Genomic DNA, 22,322 nt, shown 5'->3' with positions numbered 1-22,322 from the left:
TCCCATGGTCTGAAAGAAAGAGGCTGATTCAAACGATTGTAATCATTCGTTTAAAACAGCCCTTTATCCTAATATAACATTATTTTAACTTGTCAGACCTCTTTTGAACACCATTTATTCTGAAAAAACGCCAATTTTTCTAAATTTGTTGTAGCGTTGATCAACTAATTCTAGCTCTGACATATTTTTCAATTCTTTTAAAGAATGAAGCAAAACTTCTTTCAAGAATTGTGCTTGCTTTTGAACATCTTTGTGAGCTCCACCTAATACTTCAGGTATAATTTCTTCAATAATATTTTCTTCTTTTAGATTTGGAGCTGTGATTCGCATAGCCTCCGCTGCTTTTTGTGCAAGGGTTGCATCTTTCCATAAAATTGATGCTGCTCCCTCAGGTGAGATTACAGAATACGTTGAATTCTCTAGCATATGCACGTGGTTTGCAACACCTAACGCTAATGCGCCGCCACTTCCACCTTCTCCTATTACTACACTTATAATCGGAACTTTTAATCCAGCCATTTCTACTAGATTTCTAGCGATTGCTTCACTTTGACCTCGTTCCTCAGCTGCTTTACCAGGATACGCACCTTTTGTATCGATGAAACAAATAATAGGTCGTTTAAATTTCTCTGCTTGTTTCATTAAACGTAATGCTTTTCGATATCCTTCTGGATGAGGCATACCGAAATTACGTCGAATATTTTCTTTTGTATCTTTTCCTCTTTGATGACCAATTATTGTAATTGGAGTTCCTTCAAAAGAAGCGATACCACCAACAATGGCTTCATCATCACCAAAGTTACGGTCACCATGAAGCTCGATGAAATCATTAAAAAGTTGATGTACATAATCGAGTGTTGTTGGGCGTTCTGGATGACGCGCAATTTGAACTCGATCCCATGGTTTCAAATTATGATAAATGTCTTTTTCAAGGTTTGTAAAACGTTGCTCTAACTGTTCAATCTCTTTTGTCAAATCTACATCTGCATTCGATGTAAATTCTTTTAGTTCTGTAATCTTTGAACGTAATTGAACTAGCGGCTCTTCAAAAGGTAATGTTTTGACCATTTAGATAGCCTCCTTTACATGCAATTTTACAATTTTGCAAACTGTTTTTCTCATATCATGACGTGATACAACTGCATCTAATTGGCCATGTGCTAATAAAAATTCTGATGTTTGGAAATCATTTGGTAGTTTTTCTCTAACGGTTTGTTCAATTACTCGACGACCTGCAAAACCTATTAAAGCGTTTGGTTCTGCTAAATTGATATCACCAACTGAAGCAAAACTAGCAGAAACACCACCAGTTGTTGGGTTAGTCATAATAGAAATAAATAGATTTCCCTTTTCACTATGACGTTCAAGAGCTACGCTTGTTTTTGCCATTTGCATAAGTGAGATTACACCCTCTTGCATTCTAGCTCCACCACTAGCAGTAAAAATAATAAATGGAACGCCAAGCTCTGTAGCCTTTTCGATTGCTCTCGTAATTTTTTCTCCGACTACAGATCCCATAGAACCCATACGGAAAAAAGAATCCATTACTGCAACAACAACTTGTTGCTCTTCTAGTTTTCCTACTCCTGTTAAAACAGCTTCATTTAGTCCGGTTTTCTTTATATCTGAATTGACTTTTTCAACGTATCCTGGGAAATTTAATGGATTCACTGTTTGTAAATGATCATCTAACGATTGGAATGATCCTTCATCTAAAAAGTTATCAATTCGTTCCTTCGCAGTCATTTTATGATGATATTGACAGTTTGGACAAACCTTTTGATTCTTTTGTAGATCTTTTGTTAGCATGACATGATTACATTCTGGACATTTTGTCATGATACCCTCCGGTACATCATGCTGTTCTCTTGTAATTGTTATATTTTTATTTGGTTTATTTTTTTTAAATATATCTCGAATACTCATAACTATTCTCTCCCTTTATGTAGTAACTTCGTCCAATCTTCAAAGGCCCGAATAGCCTTTTTGGTATGTCCAAGCATTATTTCACTTATTAAAGTTTGTAGTAATGGCTGCTCTTCTTCTGTCGATAGCCCACTATATGGTTCTTTTCCATATTGTTTTAAAAGTATCCAAATTTTAAGCACAAGTCGATTATTTGATGTGATTATAACTTCCCGCATCAAATCCTCACGTGCAATTCGTCCCACTGCAATCACATTCTTTAACAAACTCTCCCACACCGGTAAATTCCGAAGCACTTCATCATCCGTCACAATACGGATGGCATCCCGTTCTAAAATTTTCCTTGTTTCGTGAACATTTCTTAAATCCTTTTCCTCTTGTAAAATAAACGTTGATAACACTTCAACTAATTGATGATTATGAAAATCCGCTACAAAGGTACCCCCACCTCTACGGGTTTCAATCAAGCCTAATAATTCTAGACTGCGTAGTGCTTCTCTAATAGAAGAACGTCCAACATTTAAACGCTCTGCAAGAACACGTTCAGACGGAATTTTACCTCCAGGTGGAATTTTCTCATCCTGAATGATCCCACGTAATTCACGTACAATCTGTATAAACATTTTCGAAGCAGGTTTTTCTACGCTCATACTTAGTCTCCTCAATGTTCAAAATATCGCCCAAAAGTGGTCTGACCACTTTTGAGTTATATAATACAGAATTTGTTTTCATTAGTAAAGTAAAAAATAATAAAACTGTGCGATGGACACACAGTTTAGACAAATTTCCTATTTATTTTTAGTTATATTTATGACGAAATAACTGTACATTTTTTTAATATAATTTGAGGTTGTCCATTTCTCATCTCTACAATCCCCTCAGCAAGCATCATTTGTTCTTCTTTTATCCATTCAACTATCGCTAAATATTCTTTCGGGAAAATAGTTACAGAGATACTCCCCGTCTCATCTTCTAATTCTATAAAACCCATTAATTCGCCTTTTTTAGTTCTGATTTGTTTAATAGAAGCTACTAGCCCTACCATTTTGACGTATTGTCTACCTGTCATATGTCGAATCATATCTGCAGTTTCTGACTGAATTTGCTGTTCTTGCTTCACTTTTTGTACCGGATGTGTAGAAATGTAGAATCCTAACACTTCCTTTTCAAATTGTAATTTAATTTTTTCTGGAATTGGACTTGCTTTTGCATGCTTAGGTTTACCAAAGAAGAATGATAGATCATCTAATAGTTGATCCTCTTCATCTGGTCTATACAGTTCCGCATGCTTAACAGCTGCATCAATCGTAGCCAAAAGTTCTGCTCTATCTCTTCCAAATTCATCAAGAGCACCGGCTTTGACTAACGGTTCTACAGCTTTACGAGTGAAATGTACTGCTGTTAAATCGAGAGCCATATCGAATATATCTTGCCACTTCTGGTGATCCGTTTTACGAATCTCCATTACTTTACTCAAAAAGGTTTGTGGCACACCTTTGATTGCTGATAGTGCAAATCGAATGGCACCATTTTGAACTCGAAAAGATCGCCCGCTATCATTAATAGAAGGTGGTAAAAGGATAATGCCCTTTTGTTTTGCTTCCTGCAATATTTTATTTAACTTATCACGGTTCCCCAGAGTTGAAGTCAGCATCGCTGCATAAAAATAGGCAGGAAAATGTGCTTTTAAATACGCCATTTGATAAGAGATCATACTATATGCTACTGCATGACTTTTTGGAAAACCATAATTTGCAAACCGAACGATTAAGTTATATACATCCACTGCAGTTTGTTCAGAAAACCCATTGGCAATAGAATTTTTTACAAAATGTTCTTTTTCAGCATCAAGTACTTCCTTTTTTTTCTTGCTTACTGCACGACGCAATATATCTGCTTCTCCCATTGTAAAACCAGCCATTTGTGATGCAATGAGCATAATTTGCTCTTGGTACACGATGACACCATAAGTCTCACTTAAAATTGGCTCTAATACCGGATGTGGCATTTCTACTTTTTCTTGTCCATGCTTCCTTCTACTATATACAGGGATAAAATCCATTGGACCTGGGCGATATAATGCATTGACCGCTACAATATCTTGAAATACAGTTGGTCTTATCTCACGTAAAGCCTGTCTCATACCGTCTGATTCTAATTGAAATACTCCTGTAGTATCACCACTTTGGAGCAATTCAAATGTTTTTTGATCATGTAATGGAATTTTCTCAAATTGCAAGTATCGTTTTTGATCATAGTAAATCATCGAACGAATTCCCTCTAATATCGTTAAGTTACGCAATCCTAAAAAGTCCATCTTCAATAAACCAACAGATTCTACTTCTTGCATCGGCCATTGAGTTAAATAGAGTCCTTCATTTCCTTTTTCAATAGGTGCGATATTTACTAATGGCTCTGGACATAAAACGACTCCCGCTGCATGAGTAGATGCATTTCTTGGTAGCCCTTCTAAATTCATAGCTACTTGCATCCACTGTTGACGAATTTCACTTGAATTGACAAATCTTCTTAAAGCTTCTGATTGATCTATTGCCTCATGCAGTGTGATCCCTACTTTACCAGGTATAAGCTTTGAAATCTGAGCAAGGTCTTCATTACTAAAGCCAAAAACTCGTGCTACATCACGAGCTACTGCTTTCGCAGATAATGTTCCAAATGTGATGATTTGAGATGTGTAATTGGCTCCATATTTATCCGCAACATATTGAATAACTTCTTGTCTACGATAATCTGCAAAATCGACATCAATATCAGGCAATGTAATACGTTCAGGATTTAAAAATCGTTCAAATAATAAACCATATTTCAGAGGATCTACATCTGTTATTCTAAGAGCATAAGCAACTAGAGAACTTGCTGAAGATCCACGCCCTGGACCAGTTAATATGTTCTTACTCCTTGCAAATTGTATATAGTCTGCAACTATTAGAAAATAATCAGCATAGCCCATTTTCGTAATTACGTCTAATTCATAGGACAACCTCTCTTGATATTCTGTTGCTGCATTTGGAATTCGATTCTGTAATCCTTCTAAACAGTTTATTTTCAAAATTTCTGATGTGTTTTTTCCTTCTGGAACAGGAAATTTCGGCATATAAAATTGATTGTAATCTAATTCAACATGGCAGGATAATAGCATTTCCTCTGTCGCTTCTAGCCAATCAGGATGGTCATCAAACCAGTCACTATAATTTTGAGAGGTCGGCAAAAATTGCTTACTTTCTCTCAAAGATATTTTTTCCTGATCTGCCATTTTAGCACCTGTTGATATCGCTTTTGCAACTTCAAATGTAAATGAATGTTCTTCCTTAACAAAAGTACTTAAATGTGTCGCACAAATTTTAATACAATTTTCTTCACAATATGTAACTATATTTTCTTCCGCATGATGTTTGATCCCTCCAGGACGATCAATCCCCATCATTAAATGATCACTGCCAAAAATCCTCTGCAGTTTTTCTATTGCATTAAAAGTTTGATCTTGTTGCCAAGTATCTGAAGTTATTGGTACTAATACTATACAGCCTTTGTGATACCCTTCTAGCCAGCGAAGTGGTAAGGTTTCATTGTCACGTAAAGAAGTTGACGAGGTAATTTTCAATAGATTATGATATCCATCCAAATTTCGAGCATATAACACGAGAGTTCTGATATCCTCTGCAGAAAATTCCACCTGGACTGTTAAACCTATTACAGGGTGTATTGTTGTTTTTTTCAGAGTACGCCAAAAAGGCAGCACCCCATACAATTTTGAATTCGTAATGGCGCAAGCCTTAGCATTTTCTTGATGAAGGAAGGAAATGAGTTCACTTATACGAATTGTACTATTGAGCATGTCCGCAGCTGTAACAACTTGTGAGTATACGGGTTGCATCATTATCTCTTCCTTTCTTTTCTAAGCTTCCTTACATAGCGATTGTAAAATATTTATAACTTCATCCGCTTCAGCCCATTTATAGATTGTAGCCCCAGAAGCCATAGGGTGACCACCACCACGATATTGTTTTGCCAAAGTATTAATCACTGGTCCTTTAGAACGTAAACGAACACGAATTTGATCCGCTTCCTCTACGAACATCACCCATGCTTTAATCCCTTTGACATCTCCGAGTGATCCAACTAAAGCTGAAGTATCACTTGCTGTAACTCCGAATTCCTCTAAAATATTTATTGGTAACTTTATGAAAGCTGCCCCATTTTCATCAATAGAGAAGTTTTGATAAATATATCCTTGTAAATGTAATAGAGAACGATCAAGTTCATACATGCTATCGAATAATGCTGCACGATCAAAATCATACTGAATAAGCTCTCCAACTACTTTAAATGTAGTTTCAGTTGTACTTGGATAGATGAAACGTCCTGTATCACCAACAATACCTGCAAACAGTAAACGTGCCGCCGTCGAATCCATTTTCCATCCAGCAGTTTCTTGTCCCTCTTTAAATAATTCGTAAATCATTTCACTGCATGAACTTGCGGCTGTATTCACCCATAGCAAATCACCGTAAGCATCATCATTTGGATGATGATCTATTTTGATTAATAATTTCCCTTTGTTATATCTTTGGTCATCTATACGTTCTGTATTTGCAGTATCCGTACAAATGACTAATGCGTTCTCAAAAACTTCATCAGCAATATTTTCAGGGTGTCCTAAATAATCAAATGCTAAATCATGCTCACCAACTGCATATATCTTTTTTTCAGGGAAAGTTGTTTTTAATATTGCTTGTAAACCTAATTGTGAACCGTAAGCATCAGCATCAGGACGAACGTGACGATGCAAAATAATCGTTTCGTACGATGAAATGGTTTCAATTATATCTTTTTTCAAGAATACCCCTCCAATGATTTGTTTTTTTACTAACCGTAATGTCTCCTAGTTTCTACTATCTTTTTTTTACCAATATCGTTAAAATAAAGGTAGATTTGCCTATTTGCTTTTTAGGAGGAACACCATGAGTAATATCTTTAATATTATTTTAGCATTTTTGATCATCATTACATTTGTGTTTTACTTTTATTTTAAAACAAAACAATTCCGCACAAACTTACCAATTCGCAAAAAATGGTATGCTAACCGTGCAGGTGTTGCACTTGGTATCCTATTGATTCTATTTGGGATTAACCAAATAATTTTATATCATACTGTTCTTACATATGTAGTTTGCGCGATTATGATTGTCTTTGGTTTATTTGCTTGCATCAATTATAATAAACGCGTTCACCATTATGCTCAGTATATTGCAGAAGAAGAAGAATTGAACAAAAAGTGATGCACAAAAATGTGCATCACTTTTTTAGTGTTTGCATGCATTGCCTATTAACGTTCAAGTAATTGGAATGTTGCCATAGCTTTCCCCACTAGCATTTCTTCACTAAATACTTCAAAGTCCATTTTGGCAAACTTACGACTCATATCTAGTATGCGTGGTTTTACTGTAACTAAAGTTTCCATTTGAATCGGTTTGATAAAATAGATGGACATGTTTTCTAAAACACTTTCACCACGTTTTACCTTTTTCAATGTGAAGGAACCGGATTCGACAACTAGTGTTGTGAATGCACCATATGATATAGCACCAAATTGATTTGTCATTTGAGGAGTTACAGAGAATTGTACACTTACTTCTTCTTCTGATGATTCCATTGACATTTCATTTTTTACTAAATCATCAATTGTTTCACCATGTTGTGGTTGTCTTTGAGCCATTTGCAATGCTTTCAGTACATCTTGACGACTAACAACCCCTTGCAAAATCCCATGGTCATCTGCAACAGGTAATAGATCAATACCTTCCCAAATCATTCGATGACCAGCTGTTGCAACACTTGTTTTCATCGAAACTGTAATTGGATTGCGTGTCATCAAACGGTCAATTTGATCATTGTCGTGTTTTCCGATTAAGTCGCGTGACGTAACAATCCCGACTATTTTGTCGTGTTTATCAACTACTGGGTAACCTCCATGGGTTGTTTCAGAATTGAGTAGATTATAATCTTTGACTGTGTCCGTTGATTTTAAATAAGATGTGTTTTTTATTGGAACCACAATATCTTCGATTAATAAAATTTCTTTTTTAATCAATTGGTCATAAATAGCTCGGTTAATCATCGTTGCAACTGTAAACGTATCATAGCTCGTCGAGATAATAGGCAGCTCTAATTGGTCCGCTAGTTTCTTTGCTTCTTCAGTTGTGTCGAAACCACCGGTAACCAGAACAGCAGCACCCGCTTGGAGCGCATACTCGTGTGATTGTTCACGATTCCCAACTATTAAGAGACTACCTGCATCTGTATAACGCATCATATCATCAAGCTTCATAGCGCCAATAACAAATTTCGTCAATGTTTTATGAAGTCCACTTTTACCGCCCAATACTTGTCCTTCAACTATATTGACAATCTCTGCAAATGTTAGTCGTTCAATATTTTCTTTTTTCTTCTTTTCAATCCGAATAGTACCTACACGTTCAATTGTACTAACTAAACGTCTTGTTTCAGCTTCTTTAATCGCACGATAAGCTGTTCCTTCACTAACAGACATTTCTTTTGCAATTTGACGTACTGAAATTTTATCGCCTACAGGTAACGATTCAATAAATTGAAGAATCTTTTCATGTTTTGTAGCCAAAAAATCACCTAATTTCCAACATCATTCTGGCTTAAGTGTAACATATTTCATCAATTTTCTTTAGTATTTTGATGCTGAAATAAACATTTTTACATCTATTTCAATTAAATGTCAAATTTATCTCCCGATTTCATCACACGAACGGAAGTTGTTGAGACCATTTCAGCAAATTCTTCTGGATTTTGTTCTATTAGAGGGAATGTATTGTAATGGATTGGTACAATTTCTTTTGGCTTCAAAAATTGCGCTGCTCTAGCTGCATCTTCTGGCCCCATTGTGAAATTATCTCCTATTGGTAAAAACGCCACATCAATTGGATGATTTTCCCCAATTAGCTTCATATCACTAAATAGCGCAGTATCTCCAGCATGATAAATCGTCTTACCTTCTACGAATAGTAATATTCCGGAGGGCATACCTGTATAGATGATTTGTTGATCATCCGTTGTATATGATGAACCGTGAAAAGCTTGTGTTAGTTTCACTTTACCGAAGTCGAATTGATGTGTACCGCCAATATGCATTGGGTGTGTTTCAATGCCTTGCCATGAAAGATACACAGCTAATTCATAAGGTGCTATAACGAGAGCTCCAGATTGTTTGGCAATTTCAACAGTATCCCCAACATGATCGTTATGACCATGCGTCAACAAAATCACATCCGGTTTTTGCTCTTCCACTTTTAAATCCGTTAGACTATTACCTGTAATAAACGGATCAAATAAAATTGTATAGCCATTTGTTTTAACTTTCACAACTGAGTGCCCATGATAAGAAATTTGCATGAAGTATCATCCTTTCAATGAATCGTTTCATCATTTCTATTCGTTATTGTTACTTATTATCCTCTTTTTTGATAGACTATAGTTGAAAAGAGTTACTTAAATTAAAGATTTATTATCGTATCGTTATTTCAAGAGCTCTGAAATTCTAAGGAGGATACTTATGAACAAAGTACAAATTATTCAAAATTATTTACAAGAAAAAAATATCGATGCTGCATTCATTACAACACCTGATAATGTTTTTTATCTTTCAGGTTTCAGCAGCGATCCTCATGAGCGTCTCCTTGGCGTAATGGTATTTAAAGAGGCAGAACCATTTATGATTTGCCCTAAAATGGAAGTTCCTGATGCAAAAGCTGCAGGCTGGTCATTCGAAACAGTTGGACATGACGATACTGAAAACGCATGGGAAATTTTCTATAACACCGCTAAAGCTCGTAATATGCAATTAAACAGTATTGCAATTGAAAAAACTCACTTAACAGTTGAACGTCTAGAAGCTCTACAAGGCTTTTACCCAACTACAAAATTCGTTGGCCTAGACGAACAATTAAATAATATGCGTTTAGTAAAATCTGAAGATGAATTAGAAAAATTACGTGAAGCTGCTAAATTAGCTGACTATGCTATTGAAGTTGGTTGCAACGAATTAGCTGAAGGTAAAACTGAAATTGAAGTACTTTCTGCTATCGAATCTGCAATGAAAGAAAAAGGCGTATACATGTCATTCGATACAATAGTTCTAACTGGTTTAAATGCCGCTTCACCACATGGTACTCCAGGTACTCAAAAAATCCAAAAAGGCGATTTAGTATTATTTGACCTTGGAGTTGTTTACGAAGGTTACTGCTCAGATATTACTCGTACAGTAGCATTTGGCGAACCTTCTGACGTACAAAAAGCTGTTTACGAAGCTGTTAAAAATGCAAATGAATCTGCAATTACTGCTGTAAAACCAGGCGTTCGCGCTATGGATTTAGATAAAGTGGCTCGCGATGTCATCAGTGATGCTGGATACGGCGAATATTTCACTCACCGTCTTGGTCATGGTCTAGGAATCTCAGTACATGAATTCCCTTCTGTGCATGGTGCAAACGAAATGGCTCTAAAAGAAGGTATGGTCTTCACAATCGAACCAGGTATCTACAAAGGTGATACAGCAGGCGTTCGTATCGAAGACGATGTTTACGTAACAGCGAATGGCGTAGAAGTGCTAACAAGCTTCCCTAAAGAACTACAAATTATTGAACCAAAATAATTTCATAGATACATTGAAACCCGCAACCAGATCAAAGGTTTGCGGGTTTTATATTTTTGAAGCTAATTCGAAGGAAAATTTTTCAGAAAATAGGTTAACTAACATTATAAATAAAATAGACCTCTCAAAGTAAATTTGAGAGGTCAACGAAATTAGTTTTTCAGGTAGTTACATCTTATACTTTTTATAAAAGACTATCAGCTGAGACATATGGATAATTCAAAGCTTCTGCTACAGCTTCAAATGTAACTTGTCCATCTAAAGTATTTAATCCTTTTTTCAAGGCTTCATTTGTTAAGCATGCTCGTTTATAGCCTTTATTTGCAATTTGTAATGCATATGGCACTGTGTTATTTGTTAATGCAATTGTTGATGTACGAGGTACAGCACCTGGCATATTCGCAACTGCATAGTGAACAACACCATGCTTAATATAAGTTGGGTCATCGTGAGTTGTAATACGATCAGATGATTCGAAAATACCACCTTGGTCAATCGCAATATCTACAACTACTGAACCTGGAGTCATTGACTTAATCATCTCTTCAGTAACTAGTTTTGGTGCTTTCGCGCCTGGAATTAGCACTGCACCGATTACTAAATCAGAATTTTTCACTGACTCTGCAATATTATATGGATTTGACATTAATGTTTGTACATCACGTCCAAATTGATCATCTAATTGACGTAAGCGTTCTGGACTTAAATCGATAATTGTTACTTCAGCACCCATGCCAATTGCAACTTTTGCAGCATTAGCACCTGCCATACCGCCACCGATTATTGTCACTTTAGCACGTGGCACCCCTGACACGCCACCAAGTAAAATTCCTTTACCGCCTTCTTGTTTTTCTAAATACTGTGCACCAATTTGAGTAGCCATTTTGCCTGCTACTTCACTCATTGGTGTTAACAATGGTAATGAACGGTTTGGTAATTGCACTGTTTCATAAGCAATTGCTACTACTTTTTTATCTAGCAGAGCTTGAGTTAGTTCTGGCTCAGGAGCTAAATGTAAATAAGTGAAAAGAATTTGTCCTTCATAAAAATAATCAAATTCAGAAGAAATTGGTTCTTTTACTTTCATCACCATTTCTTGTTTCCAAGCTTCTTCGGCTGTTTCTACGATATGAGCGCCTGCGGCTTTGTAATCCTCATCGGAAAAGCCAGAACCAAGACCTGCACCTGTCTGAATAAATACTTCGTGCCCAAACACTGTTAAGTTCACAACACCGGCTGGCGTCATTGCTACACGGTTTTCGTTGTTTTTTATTTCCTTTGGAACACCAATTTTCATACCCCATCCTCCTCATTATAAAAAAGTAATCTATTGTTTTTTATGTATATTTTATTACCTTACATAAAAACAAGTTCATTGTATCAGATTTTTAAATGATTTTGTTGATTATTTGGAAAATTATCTTTTTTAAGATAACACTATCAAAATGTTGGAAATCAATTTATCTAAAAAAGCACACAGAATCCCTTTATATTTGCAGTTTCATAGATATTTTACAAATTTTCAAACTTGGAATTAAAGGGATTTTTTTATAAACAAAGAATGTTATAATGGACATATAAAAAAGGAGGAATCCATTATGGCATTAACTTATAATAACATCGTTGTGGCAGTAGACGGTTCAAAAGAAGCAGAATATGCGTTCAAAAAAGCAATTGCAGTAGCAAATCGTAACGAATCAACTCTTAACTTAGTTAACATTATTGACACTCGTTCATTTGCTGCAATTGAAGCTTATGATCGTTCAATCCAAGAACGCGCTCAAGAGTTTGCTGAAGAATTGTTAGAAGGATACAAAAAAGAAGCTGAAGCTGCAGGCGTTAAAAACGTTAACGTATTAATTGAATATGGTTCACCAAAGACAATTATCACAAAAGATGTCTCTCAAAAAGTGGAAGCAGATCTAATAATCTGTGGTGCTACAGGTCTTAATGCTGTTGAAAGATTCTTAATCGGTAGTGTTTCTGAAAGTATTGTACGCTCAGCAAAATGTGATGTTCTTGTTGTTCGTACAGATTCAGCAGTTGTTGAAAAATAGTATAACTCATCATTAAATCTTAAAAGCTTACAGAACGTATGATTGTTCTGTAAGCTTTTTTGTTTTTATTACTTCTTTTCTTTTTTCCATTTTCGGACTTTTGCAAAGAACAATTCTAATGCTTTCATATTTTTCATATTAGGAACTTTCGCAAGAAGCACTTCTTTTACTGGTTTATCTGTTTCATTCTTCTTTTGTAAGATAAATAAGCTTTTCGCATGAGCTTTACTTGAGAACAATTCATCAGGCAATTGAATTACTGCCTGAATCCAAGCTTTTTGTGTAATTAATTTGTTTAATAATGAGGATTGTTCAGATTCAAAAATATGGTCTGGTACAAGGAAGAACAGATAGCCACCATCTTTAACGTATTTTAGAGATTGTTCGATAAATAAATGATGAGCAAAAGTCATACCTTCTTGTGCTTTTACCTCATATTCTTTCACAACTTCATCATTTGGGTAAAATCCTATTGGTAAATCACAAATAACCGCATCTGCAGGGTCAATCATCAAGTTTTCTAGTGCGTCTTGTCTATATAAGGAAACTGGTTGTTTTTCTAATTCTGCTGATGCTGCTGCTAGTTGAATCAATAACTCATCTATTTCAACTCCAACACCTTCAATTTTATCTCCTACTAAATTCATCACTGTTAAAAGTAAATTACCTGTTCCGATTGCTGGATCTAACATTGTAATTTTATTATTAGATTTAAACTCTTCTTCATAAAATTGTTCAACAAAATAGCCAAGTAATAAGCCAAGTGAATCAGGTGTCATTTGGTGATTCGGTTGTGCGCTTTGACGCATCCCTTTTAAAAGGGTAAGTTGGATTGCTTTTCTTATTTCTTCTTTAGATGGTTCGAATCCCACTGGTTTTATTTCACCATCTAACCATGTATTTAAAGTTTCTAGAACACTATCTAAGTAAGTTAAATCATGCTCTTTTGCTATGTTTTCTGCATATTCATCTATAAATGAAAATAACTTTTCAATGTTTTCCATTTTGTTCTCCTTCAAAACGGAAACCCACTCTTCAGGTTCGAGTGGGTTTCCCATAGGTTCATTGGTTAATCGTGCTTATTTTGTAAGTGATTTTACAGCTGCTAATGCGCTGTCATAATCTGGATGCTGTGTACCTTCGGATACATATTCAACATAAGAGATTTTGCCATCTTGATCAACAACAAAAATTGAACGAGCAAGCAGTCGTAATTCTTGCATATGTACACCATATGCATCCCCAAATGATAAATTGCGATGATCTGATAAAGTATAAATATTTTCGATACCATTCGCGCCACACCAACGTTTTTGAGCAAATGGAAGGTCACAAGAGATAGTTAAAATGACTACATCTTCACCTAAACCTGTTGCTTCTTCGTTAAAGCGACGAGTTTGTGCATCACATACACCTGTATCTAATGAAGGAACGACACTGATTAAGACAGTTTTACCTGCAAAATCTGATAAATGTTTTTCTTCTAGACTTGTTGACAATACTGTAAAGTCAGGTGCTTTGTCACCTACTTTAATTTCTGGTCCTACTAATGTTACTGGGTTGTTAATAAATGTTACTTGTACCATTTCAACGCCTCCTCGTTTATTATATTACTCGAATCTTTCTGGCTCTTGCAACTGTGAAGGCTCATCATTATTCGTCTCTTTATTTACTATTTCATTATTAGAGGTCTGTTCTTCTTTTGTCTCTACTGCAATCACTTTTTCCATTTTTTCAAAAGTTCCTTCATGAACAACTCTTGTATCTGCTATATAATCATGAATCGCTTTATGATTTGGCGTAAATGCCGTAACAATATAAAGAAGTTTAATTGTAACGGAGATAAATCGACCAATCCATTCACGGAATAGTACAGTTCCCCACGTTAAAGGCTGCTCATTTTCTGAAACAACTCGTATACCAAGTACCATCTTCCCTACAGTTTGCCCCCAGATTTTCGTCATAATAACGAAATAGCCATAAAAAATGATACCTGTAGCAAAGCCATAAGGTGCGATATACATAATCTTAATATCTTCCCAACCTGTAAAGAGAAATAGTGGCTTTACTGTAATTGCGGTTAAGGATGAAATAATGATTAAGTCAATCAAATATGCCCAAAATCTAGTCCAAAATCCAGCAGATTTCAAGTGATAATCTATAACCTTTTTAACTTGTATCGGCTCAGGGCTTAGTGTTCTGACATCAATTGCTTCTGACATAGTCCTAATCCCTCCTTATTCTTCACCATACAAGTACATCATACGTGGTGCACTATTTTTTAATAACAATTTACTTATCGCTTCTTTTTCAACTGAGCCACCCAATAATGTATTGACTTTCGAAGAGAACACAGATGTCCAATCTTGTGAAGATGTATATTCATATACTTCTGCATCTTCAAGTTGATTTTCCTTTTTAAGAGCATAGAGTGCATCTTCACTATAGCCCAACTCATCAACTAACCCTGCTTTTACTGCTTGTGATCCATTCATAATACGACCATCAGCAATGGCTTTAACTTCTTTGACAGACATACCACGGCCATCAGCAACAACTTTAACAAAGCGGTTGTATGAATCATCAACCATATTTTGTAGTAGTTTTTTCTCTGCATCTGTCATTTCTCGTGAACCACTCATAATATCTTTGTATGGTCCTGTCTTGATCGTGTTAAATTCTATTCCATATTTTTTCGCTAATTTACTATAATCCATCCCATGCATAATAACACCGATTGATCCAGTAATTGTTTCTTCATCAGCAAAGATTTTGTCGGCTGGTGCTGAAATATAATAACCACCTGAAGCAGCCATTGATCCCATTGAAACGTAGATTGGGATATTTCGTTCCTTTTTAATTTGCTTAAGTTTTTCATAGATTTGTTTGGATTCATTGGTACCTCCACCAGGTGAATTTACTTTTAAAAGTACCCCTTTTACTTGGTGGTCATCTAATATATCATCTAATTGTTTAATGAAATTTTGATGATTGTATGTTGTTTCAGAGCTAAATATTGATGATGAATCTCCTGTATCTTGGATTGTGCCGTTAACAGTTAATACAGCGATTTTCTTTGCAGGATTCCCAGTTCCTAGTACCTGTCTTTCATATGTACTGCTAACATTTATCGCAGAATCGATACTCTTCTTAAAATCTAACTTTGCGAAAGACCACATAATACTCGCAATGGTAGATACGACAAATAATAATGCTGCAATTCCTAAAGCTATCCATCTTTTTGCTGTCATTATTGAACCTCCTTTTGTATTAATTATTTATACGATTCAAATTTTCGAATGTTTCATCTTCTTGATGAATTCTATGTGATTTTCTCACTTCTGCAATAGTGGAAATAGAGAAAATTATTAAAGCAAGCCATATAAATGAGAATGAAACTAATTCAGTTCCGCCAAATGATTCATGATATACTATTACCCCTAAAATAAGTGTCATAGTTGGGGCAATATATTGAATAAACCCAACTAAATATAACGGGATATTTTGAGCACCCGTTGCAAATAAAATTAACGGAATAGCCGTTACAATCCCAGTTCCAATTAAAAACAAATTAGTTTTCATATCGACATGTAAAAACGACATATTTCCCTGGAAATAAAGATATACATAGTAGATTATAGCGATTGGAAGAATAAACATCGTTTCGATTACTAAACCTCGAGTTGCATCTATTACAATTTGTTTCTTCAATAAACCATAAATACCAAAGGTTAAAGCTAAACTAATTGCCACCCATGGTATTTGCCCATACGAAACAAATAAAATAACCACACCAATTGCTGCAAGTGAAAATGCGGAAATTTGTGATTTGGATAATCTTTCTTTCAAGAATATTATCCCTAATAATACAGAAATAATTGGATTCATATAATATCCTAGACTTGTTTGTACAATATGATCATGATTTACTGCCCATATGTAAATAAACCAATTCATCGAAACTAAATAAGCGGCAAAGAATAAAGACCAAAACGCTTTTTTGTTATGCCATAATTCTTTGAAATCCGACATTAATGTTCTACCTTGTTTTAAAATCAATACAAAGATTAACGTTAATATAAATGACCAGATTACACGGCTAGCTAATATTTCCTCACTTGAAACATGTTGAATCACTTTCCAATAAAGTGGAAATAACCCCCATAAAAAATATGCTCCAATTGAAGCAATTATACCTTTTCTTTCATTTTGCACAGTTTTCTCCCTCCTTTAGTAATCATTCCAATTATTATAATTTTTTAAGAAGAGAAAGTAAATGTCTAAAATATACGGACATTTAATAATACCCAATTTTGTCTATTGTTTCGTTGCAGACGGCGAGTCCTCGAAAATGCATTCGTATTTCCTTCATGCGCTGTTAATTCAGCGAGGAGATTGAAGCCAAGCCCGTGGAAAGACCGTTTGTAATGTTACATCCAAATCTGAATAGTGAAAAGTTCATGTGTTTAAATGCTCGTATTTAAAAACCGAAAATGGATTTATGAAATTGATTCAAACAAAAAAACGTAAGAATTCACTTCACACTCTTACGTTTTTTTAGATCAATTCTAAAATTCTATTTAACTATGTTGTTTGTTTTTTTCTAGTTCTCGTAACTCTATTCTACGAATTTTACCTGAAGATGTTTTTGGTAATTCTTTTACAAACTCGATAGAGCGTGGATATTTATAAGGAGCAGTTAGCTCCTTAGTATGATCTTGTAATTCCTTCATTAATTCATCAGATGCTTTTGAAGGATCTTTTAAGACAATGAACGCCTTCACGATATTTCCTCGCACTTCATGAGGACTTGCAATGACTGCACATTCCTGAACTTCGGGATGTTTTACAAGTGCATCTTCTACTTCAAATGGTCCAATCGTATAACCTGAGCTAATAATGATATCATCATTTCTACCTTCAAAGAAGAAATAACCATCTTCATCTTTTTTTGCACGGTCTCCTGTTACGTAATAATCTCCACGGAATTGTCTTGCAGTACGTTCAGGATCATTTAAATATTCTTTAAATAGTGCTGGTGTCGAACGATGCACTGCAATGTCTCCAACTACTCCTGGAGGACAAGGTTGTCCATCTTCATCAATTACATCAACGACATTACCTGGTGTAGGTTTACCCATTGCACCTGGTTTTGTTGGCACATTCTTTAAATTTCCTATTAGAAGTGTATTTTCTGTTTGACCATATCCGTCTCTAACATCAAGATCAAATGCACGTTTAAAAATGTTAATTACTTCTTGGTTTAATGGTTCACCAGCTGATACAGCACTATGCAAAGATGATAAATTATAATTTTCTAAGTGATCGACTTTAGCCATAACCCTATATTCAGTAGGTGTACAACATAGTACTTGAATTTTGTATTTTTCAAGTAATGATAAATATTTATCGGCTTCGAAACGGCCATTATAGACAAATCCAGTTGCTCCACTACCTAAAACTGATAAGAACGGGCTCCAAATCCATTTTTGCCACCCTGGACTTGCTGTAGCCCAAACAACATCACCTTCATTAATACCTAACCAATGAGCTGCAGCCGTATTTAAGTGAGCATATGCCCAGCCATGTGTATGGACAACGCCCTTTGGATTTCCTGTAGTACCACTTGTATAAGACAAGAATGCCATATCTTCTCTTTTAGTTTTTGCATTTTCAAATTTTTCTGACTCTTTTTCAGCTTCTTGTATCATTGGAATCCAAGGTGCATGTGCTTGTCCGATTACATATTGTTGTACATTTTGTAAATGTTGCACTTGATCAAATTGGTCAATAAATGGTTCATAAGCAATGACTGCTTTTGCATTACTATGCACTATACGATAGTCAATTTCCTTGGCTCTTAACATTTCAGAACTTGGAATAACAACTAAACCTGCTTTTAATGCCGCTACATATGTAATATAGGCATCGATTAAACGTGGCACCATTATAAGTACCACATCTCCTTTTTGTAAACCATGATTTACAAAAACATTTGCCACTTGATTGGCTCTTCTTATTAAACCGTCATATGTGATAGATTCTTTGCTGCCAAGATCATTTTCAAAAAGAATAGCTAGTTTTTCTGGATTCTTTGCAAATTTTTCAATTTCCCCCACTAAGTTGTAATCTTCAGGTGCAATTAAATCCTCTCGTTTCATAAAAAATCCCCCTTGAATAACGAATTGGAATAGCAAATTAATTATATCGAATGTATTTCTAAATTACAACCAATTGCCAATATCAATTATTAGTACCTGGTACTAATATCAAATAATTGATTTTTTAATTATGCTTTAGATGAAAAAAGAAAAATTTACAAAGATATATTTTTCTTCTTGTATAAATAGATGTTAAAGCTTACATAATGGTTGTAGTATGAAAAAACAATTGGCTAAATCAAATAGTGTTCAAAGGATATTACAAATCAAAACTAAATTGACGCTCGTAGCTAAACTGGCTTGTTTAAATGAAAAACCGAAGAAGAATTCTTATAAATTCTCCCCCGGCTTTGTTAATTCGTTATATATTTAATTATTTTCCTGATCCACTTATTTGTTGTTGAGCCATTGCAACAAGACGCTTCGTAATTTCTCCGCCAACGGATCCGTTAGCACGCGCCGATGCATCTGCTCCAAGACTCACACCAAATTCTTGTGCGATTTCGTACTTCATTTGGTCAACTGCTTGTTTTGCACCACGAACTTCTAATTGATTAGAACTTCCTGTGTTATTTGCCATGTGTATCACCTCCTTGTACATATAGAATGTGCTGGAGTGATTAAATCATACATCTTATTTTATTATATCTTTTCAATTTTCGAGAACTCATTTTAAGTGCTTTATAACTTTTCAATTCAAAATAACTTCATTAAAAAAATGAAAAACCGAGGAAAAACTCATTTGAATTTTCCCCCGGTTTTTTTACTGCTTTTTGAGTATACTATTACTCAAGATTTTTTATTTTGAATAACCATTCAGCTGTTGTTCAGCCATTGCAACTAAGCGCTTAGTGATTTCTCCGCCAACGGATCCGTTAGCACGCGCTGATGCATCTGCGCCTAGCTGTACACCAAATTCTTGTGCGATTTCGTACTTCATTTGGTCAATTGCTTGTTTTGCGCCACGAACTTCTAATTGATTAGAACTTCCTGTGTTGTTGTTTGCCATGTGAATCACCTCCTTGTGAACATAGAATGTGCTGGAGGAGAAAAAACATACAACAAAAATTCAGGAAATATATTCTTCTATTAGAGTAAATCTAGAAATTCATCTGTTTTCTTTTTAGGAAATGAATGAATTTCACGATTTTTTACGGCTCTTTCAATCATTTCATCAAAATCAGTAAAGCTTTCGTAATAATTCATTTTTTCAACTCGTGGTTTTGTTTTTGGGTTTGCTGGTGTAAATACTGTACAGCAATCTTCAAATGGACGAATTGAAATATCATAAGTACCGATTTTTTGAGCCACTTCAATGATTTCTAATTTATCAAATGTGATTAACGGTCGTAAAATAGGAGTAGTTGTTACATCATTAATTGCTGCTAAACTTTCTAATGTTTGACTAGCAACTTGTCCTAAATTTTCACCTGTAACAATTGCCATTGCATCTATCTCTTTACGAACAATATCCGCTACCTTCATCATCATACGTCGTGTTGAAGTCATCGTTACATTTTCAGGAACACTACTTTGAATTTTTTGTTGGATTTCTGTAAAAGGTATTACATGCAAGCGAATATTCCCGCCAAATCGGCTGATTTTTTCGCAAAGCTCTTTTACTTTGCCTAATGATTGATCACTTGTAAATGGTGGACTGAAGAAATGAATTGCTTCAACTCTTACACCACGTTTCATCATATAATAAGCTGCAACTGGACTATCAATACCACCAGATAAAAGTAATAATGCTTTACCATTCGAACCGATCGGTAAACCGCCAGCACCAGGAATAACTTCGACCATCATATATACAGCTTTTTCTCGAACTTCAATGCGCAATTCGATATCCGGATTTTTCATTTGAACTGTCATACCAGGAAGCGATCCTAATACATGGCTGCCTATAGCTTGTTGAAGTTCGTATGTGTCCATCGGAAATTTTTTATAAGATCTTTTTGCATTTACTTTAAATGTTTTCCCTTGATAATCCATTCCCCTTACAATTTCTACTGCTAATTCTTTCATCGCCTCAATTGTTGGTTCACATTGTGCCACCGGACTAAATGAATGAATCCCAAAAATATGTGGTAAACGTTCGATTAGTTCTTCCATTTCAGCATCAACATTACTACTTAGATACATGCGATCTCTTTCTGAACGAATACGAAGATTTGGAATATCTGCAAATGTATAACGTAAATTTTCTTTCAAACGATTTATAAATAATTTACGGTTACGTCCTTTTGTCGTAATTTCTCCGTAACGAATTAAAATTTCATGCCATTTCATGTTGTTACATCTCCTTTACTTGATGCATCACTTTGCTAAAAGCAGTTTTAAAAGTTTCAATATCGGTATCTGTTATTCCTTCACCTAGACTCATACGAATAACACCTTTTTCATAAGATGGGTCAACCTTTATTGCATGTACTACATGGCTGATTGTATGTTCTTTTGATGAGCATGCACTAGAAGTAGAGATAATAATACCTTCATGTTGCATGGCATTAACTAGTATTTCCCCTTTTAATCCTTGTACTGCACAACTAACAATGTGTGGTGCTCCTTCATTGCTGGAAATAACATGCACATAAGGAAACTGTTTAAAGAATTCATGTAATTCATCACGCCATTTACTATATTGCAAAGCTTTCTGTGGTTGTTTTTCTATTGCTAAACGGGCCGCTTTTGCAAGAGCCACATCTTGTGGAACCGCCACTGTTCCACTACGGAATCCCATTTCTTGGCCACCACCGTGGATAATTGGGTTAATATTCACTTGTTTACGTAAAGCTAAAAATCCAGAACCTTTTAATGCATTTATTTTATGACCTGAAACAGTAATCGCATCTGGACCATTTTCCTCATTAAATTGTAAAGGAATTTTCCCAAAGCTTTGAACAGCATCCACATGATAAAATGCACGACTATTTTGATGCACCATTTTCGCGATTTCTGATACTGGCTGAATTGCACCCATTTCATTGTTCACATGCATGATACTTACGACAACTGTGTCTTTAGTTAGTTTTTTCTTTAAATCTTCTAAAACGATTACACCGTGTTCATCAACGTCAACAGTATCAAAGGTAAATCCTTCTTTTTCTAAAGCTTTAGCGCTTTCTAATACAGATGCATGTTCAATTGATGAAACAAGAATTTTCGTACCGCGATGCTTATTTGCTCTTGCAAATCCTTTTATAGCAAAATTATTTGATTCAGAACCACCTGAAGTAAAAATAATTTGATCTGATGAAGTTTTTATTATATCAGCTATTTGTTCCCTTGCTCGAGTTAATAATGCATTAGCTTCGACACCCATTTGATGAAGAGATGCTGGATTTGCATAATATCGTTCATTTGCTTGAATAAATGTTTGCAAAACAGCTGGGTCTGGTTTTGTTGTAGCACTATGATCTAAGTAAATCATTGTTTCTCCTTCCTTCCAAAAGAAAACCACCAGCACAGTACCGT

The 22,322-nt window shown here is 35.1% G+C and carries 21 protein-coding genes; 3 read left to right on the top strand and 18 right to left on the bottom strand.

Annotation, left to right across the window (positions count from 1 at the left end):
• Window positions 1-114: 114 nt before the first annotated feature.
• The 5 genes from accA to ABE048_RS07400 form a co-directional block, all read right to left on the bottom strand.
• Window positions 115-1,068, bottom strand: coding sequence for an acetyl-CoA carboxylase carboxyl transferase subunit alpha (gene accA, locus ABE048_RS07420; RefSeq protein WP_430310279.1), 954 nt, complete (start codon window positions 1,066-1,068; stop codon window positions 115-117).
• A complete protein-coding gene (accD, locus tag ABE048_RS07415) occupies window positions 1,069-1,926 on the bottom strand; it encodes an acetyl-CoA carboxylase, carboxyltransferase subunit beta (protein WP_430310278.1) in 858 nt (285 codons plus the stop codon).
• Window positions 1,927-1,928: 2 nt separating this feature from the next.
• A complete protein-coding gene (locus ABE048_RS07410) occupies window positions 1,929-2,576 on the bottom strand; it encodes a FadR/GntR family transcriptional regulator (protein WP_430310277.1) in 648 nt (215 codons plus the stop codon).
• A 158-nt stretch (window positions 2,577-2,734) separates the two neighbouring features.
• Window positions 2,735-5,821: a DNA polymerase III subunit alpha gene (gene dnaE, locus ABE048_RS07405; RefSeq protein ID WP_430310341.1), complete on the bottom strand. Its 3,087-nt coding sequence runs from the start codon at window positions 5,819-5,821 to the stop codon at window positions 2,735-2,737.
• A gap of 21 nt (window positions 5,822-5,842) precedes the next feature.
• Window positions 5,843-6,784, bottom strand: coding sequence for a DHH family phosphoesterase (locus ABE048_RS07400; RefSeq protein WP_430310276.1), 942 nt, complete (start codon window positions 6,782-6,784; stop codon window positions 5,843-5,845).
• A 124-nt stretch (window positions 6,785-6,908) separates the two neighbouring features.
• On the opposite strand from ABE048_RS07400, the gene ABE048_RS07395 reads away from it, so the two are divergent.
• Window positions 6,909-7,226, top strand: coding sequence for a YtpI family protein (locus tag ABE048_RS07395; RefSeq protein ID WP_430310275.1), 318 nt, complete (start codon window positions 6,909-6,911; stop codon window positions 7,224-7,226).
• Between the two features lie 47 nt (window positions 7,227-7,273).
• Here ABE048_RS07395 and ABE048_RS07390 read toward each other — a convergent pair whose 3' ends face one another.
• Both ABE048_RS07390 and ABE048_RS07385 read right to left on the bottom strand, forming a co-directional pair.
• Window positions 7,274-8,584 carry a DRTGG domain-containing protein gene (locus ABE048_RS07390; protein ID WP_430310274.1) on the bottom strand — a complete coding sequence of 437 codons (1,311 nt, stop codon included), beginning with the start codon at window positions 8,582-8,584 and terminating at the stop codon, window positions 7,274-7,276.
• 104 nt (window positions 8,585-8,688) lie between these two features.
• Window positions 8,689-9,369: a metal-dependent hydrolase gene (locus ABE048_RS07385; RefSeq protein WP_430310273.1), complete on the bottom strand. Its 681-nt coding sequence runs from the start codon at window positions 9,367-9,369 to the stop codon at window positions 8,689-8,691.
• A 160-nt stretch (window positions 9,370-9,529) separates the two neighbouring features.
• Here ABE048_RS07385 and ABE048_RS07380 point away from each other — a divergent pair, with 160 nt between their 5' ends.
• Window positions 9,530-10,627, top strand: a complete 1,098-nt coding sequence (locus tag ABE048_RS07380) for a M24 family metallopeptidase (protein WP_430310272.1) — start codon at window positions 9,530-9,532, stop codon at window positions 10,625-10,627.
• 184 nt (window positions 10,628-10,811) lie between these two features.
• Here the strand turns inward: ABE048_RS07380 and ald are convergent, their stop codons facing one another.
• Window positions 10,812-11,924 carry an alanine dehydrogenase gene (gene ald, locus ABE048_RS07375; protein WP_430310270.1) on the bottom strand — a complete coding sequence of 371 codons (1,113 nt, stop codon included), beginning with the start codon at window positions 11,922-11,924 and terminating at the stop codon, window positions 10,812-10,814.
• Window positions 11,925-12,225: 301 nt separating this feature from the next.
• Here ald and ABE048_RS07370 point away from each other — a divergent pair, with 301 nt between their 5' ends.
• Window positions 12,226-12,684, top strand: coding sequence for a universal stress protein (locus ABE048_RS07370; RefSeq protein WP_430310269.1), 459 nt, complete (start codon window positions 12,226-12,228; stop codon window positions 12,682-12,684).
• Between the two features lie 68 nt (window positions 12,685-12,752).
• Here ABE048_RS07370 and ABE048_RS07365 read toward each other — a convergent pair whose 3' ends face one another.
• The 10 genes from ABE048_RS07365 to ABE048_RS07320 form a co-directional block, all read right to left on the bottom strand.
• On the bottom strand, window positions 12,753-13,688 hold the full coding sequence (locus ABE048_RS07365; protein WP_430310267.1) for a class I SAM-dependent methyltransferase: 936 nt from the start codon (window positions 13,686-13,688) through the stop codon (window positions 12,753-12,755).
• Between the two features lie 75 nt (window positions 13,689-13,763).
• Window positions 13,764-14,270 (bottom strand): thiol peroxidase, encoded by a 507-nt coding sequence (tpx, locus tag ABE048_RS07360; protein ID WP_430310266.1) that lies wholly within the window; start codon window positions 14,268-14,270, stop codon window positions 13,764-13,766.
• Between the two features lie 24 nt (window positions 14,271-14,294).
• The gene (locus ABE048_RS07355) at window positions 14,295-14,906 is read right to left on the bottom strand and encodes an RDD family protein (protein ID WP_430310265.1); all 612 of its coding nucleotides are present in this window, start codon (window positions 14,904-14,906) and stop codon (window positions 14,295-14,297) included.
• A gap of 15 nt (window positions 14,907-14,921) precedes the next feature.
• Window positions 14,922-15,935, bottom strand: a complete 1,014-nt coding sequence (gene sppA, locus ABE048_RS07350) for a signal peptide peptidase SppA (RefSeq protein WP_430310264.1) — start codon at window positions 15,933-15,935, stop codon at window positions 14,922-14,924.
• A 19-nt stretch (window positions 15,936-15,954) separates the two neighbouring features.
• A complete protein-coding gene (gene rarD, locus ABE048_RS07345) occupies window positions 15,955-16,899 on the bottom strand; it encodes an EamA family transporter RarD (RefSeq protein WP_430310262.1) in 945 nt (314 codons plus the stop codon).
• Between the two features lie 365 nt (window positions 16,900-17,264).
• A complete protein-coding gene (gene mbcS, locus ABE048_RS07340; protein ID WP_430310261.1) occupies window positions 17,265-18,845 on the bottom strand; it encodes an acyl-CoA synthetase MbcS in 1,581 nt (526 codons plus the stop codon).
• Window positions 18,846-19,218: 373 nt separating this feature from the next.
• Window positions 19,219-19,425 (bottom strand): small, acid-soluble spore protein, alpha/beta type, encoded by a 207-nt coding sequence (locus ABE048_RS07335; protein ID WP_430310259.1) that lies wholly within the window; start codon window positions 19,423-19,425, stop codon window positions 19,219-19,221.
• Between the two features lie 219 nt (window positions 19,426-19,644).
• Window positions 19,645-19,854 carry a small, acid-soluble spore protein, alpha/beta type gene (locus ABE048_RS07330; RefSeq protein ID WP_430310258.1) on the bottom strand — a complete coding sequence of 70 codons (210 nt, stop codon included), beginning with the start codon at window positions 19,852-19,854 and terminating at the stop codon, window positions 19,645-19,647.
• Between the two features lie 80 nt (window positions 19,855-19,934).
• Window positions 19,935-21,137 (bottom strand): tRNA uracil 4-sulfurtransferase ThiI, encoded by a 1,203-nt coding sequence (gene thiI / locus ABE048_RS07325; protein ID WP_430310256.1) that lies wholly within the window; start codon window positions 21,135-21,137, stop codon window positions 19,935-19,937.
• Between the two features lie 4 nt (window positions 21,138-21,141).
• Window positions 21,142-22,278, bottom strand: a complete 1,137-nt coding sequence (locus ABE048_RS07320; protein WP_430310255.1) for a cysteine desulfurase family protein — start codon at window positions 22,276-22,278, stop codon at window positions 21,142-21,144.
• Between the last annotated feature and the right edge of the window lie 44 nt (window positions 22,279-22,322).

The organism is Rummeliibacillus pycnus (assembly GCF_050459865.1).
GTDB lineage: Bacteria > Bacillota > Bacilli > Bacillales_A > Planococcaceae > Rummeliibacillus > Rummeliibacillus pycnus_B.
This window is presented reverse-complemented; position numbering and strand designations above follow the sequence as displayed.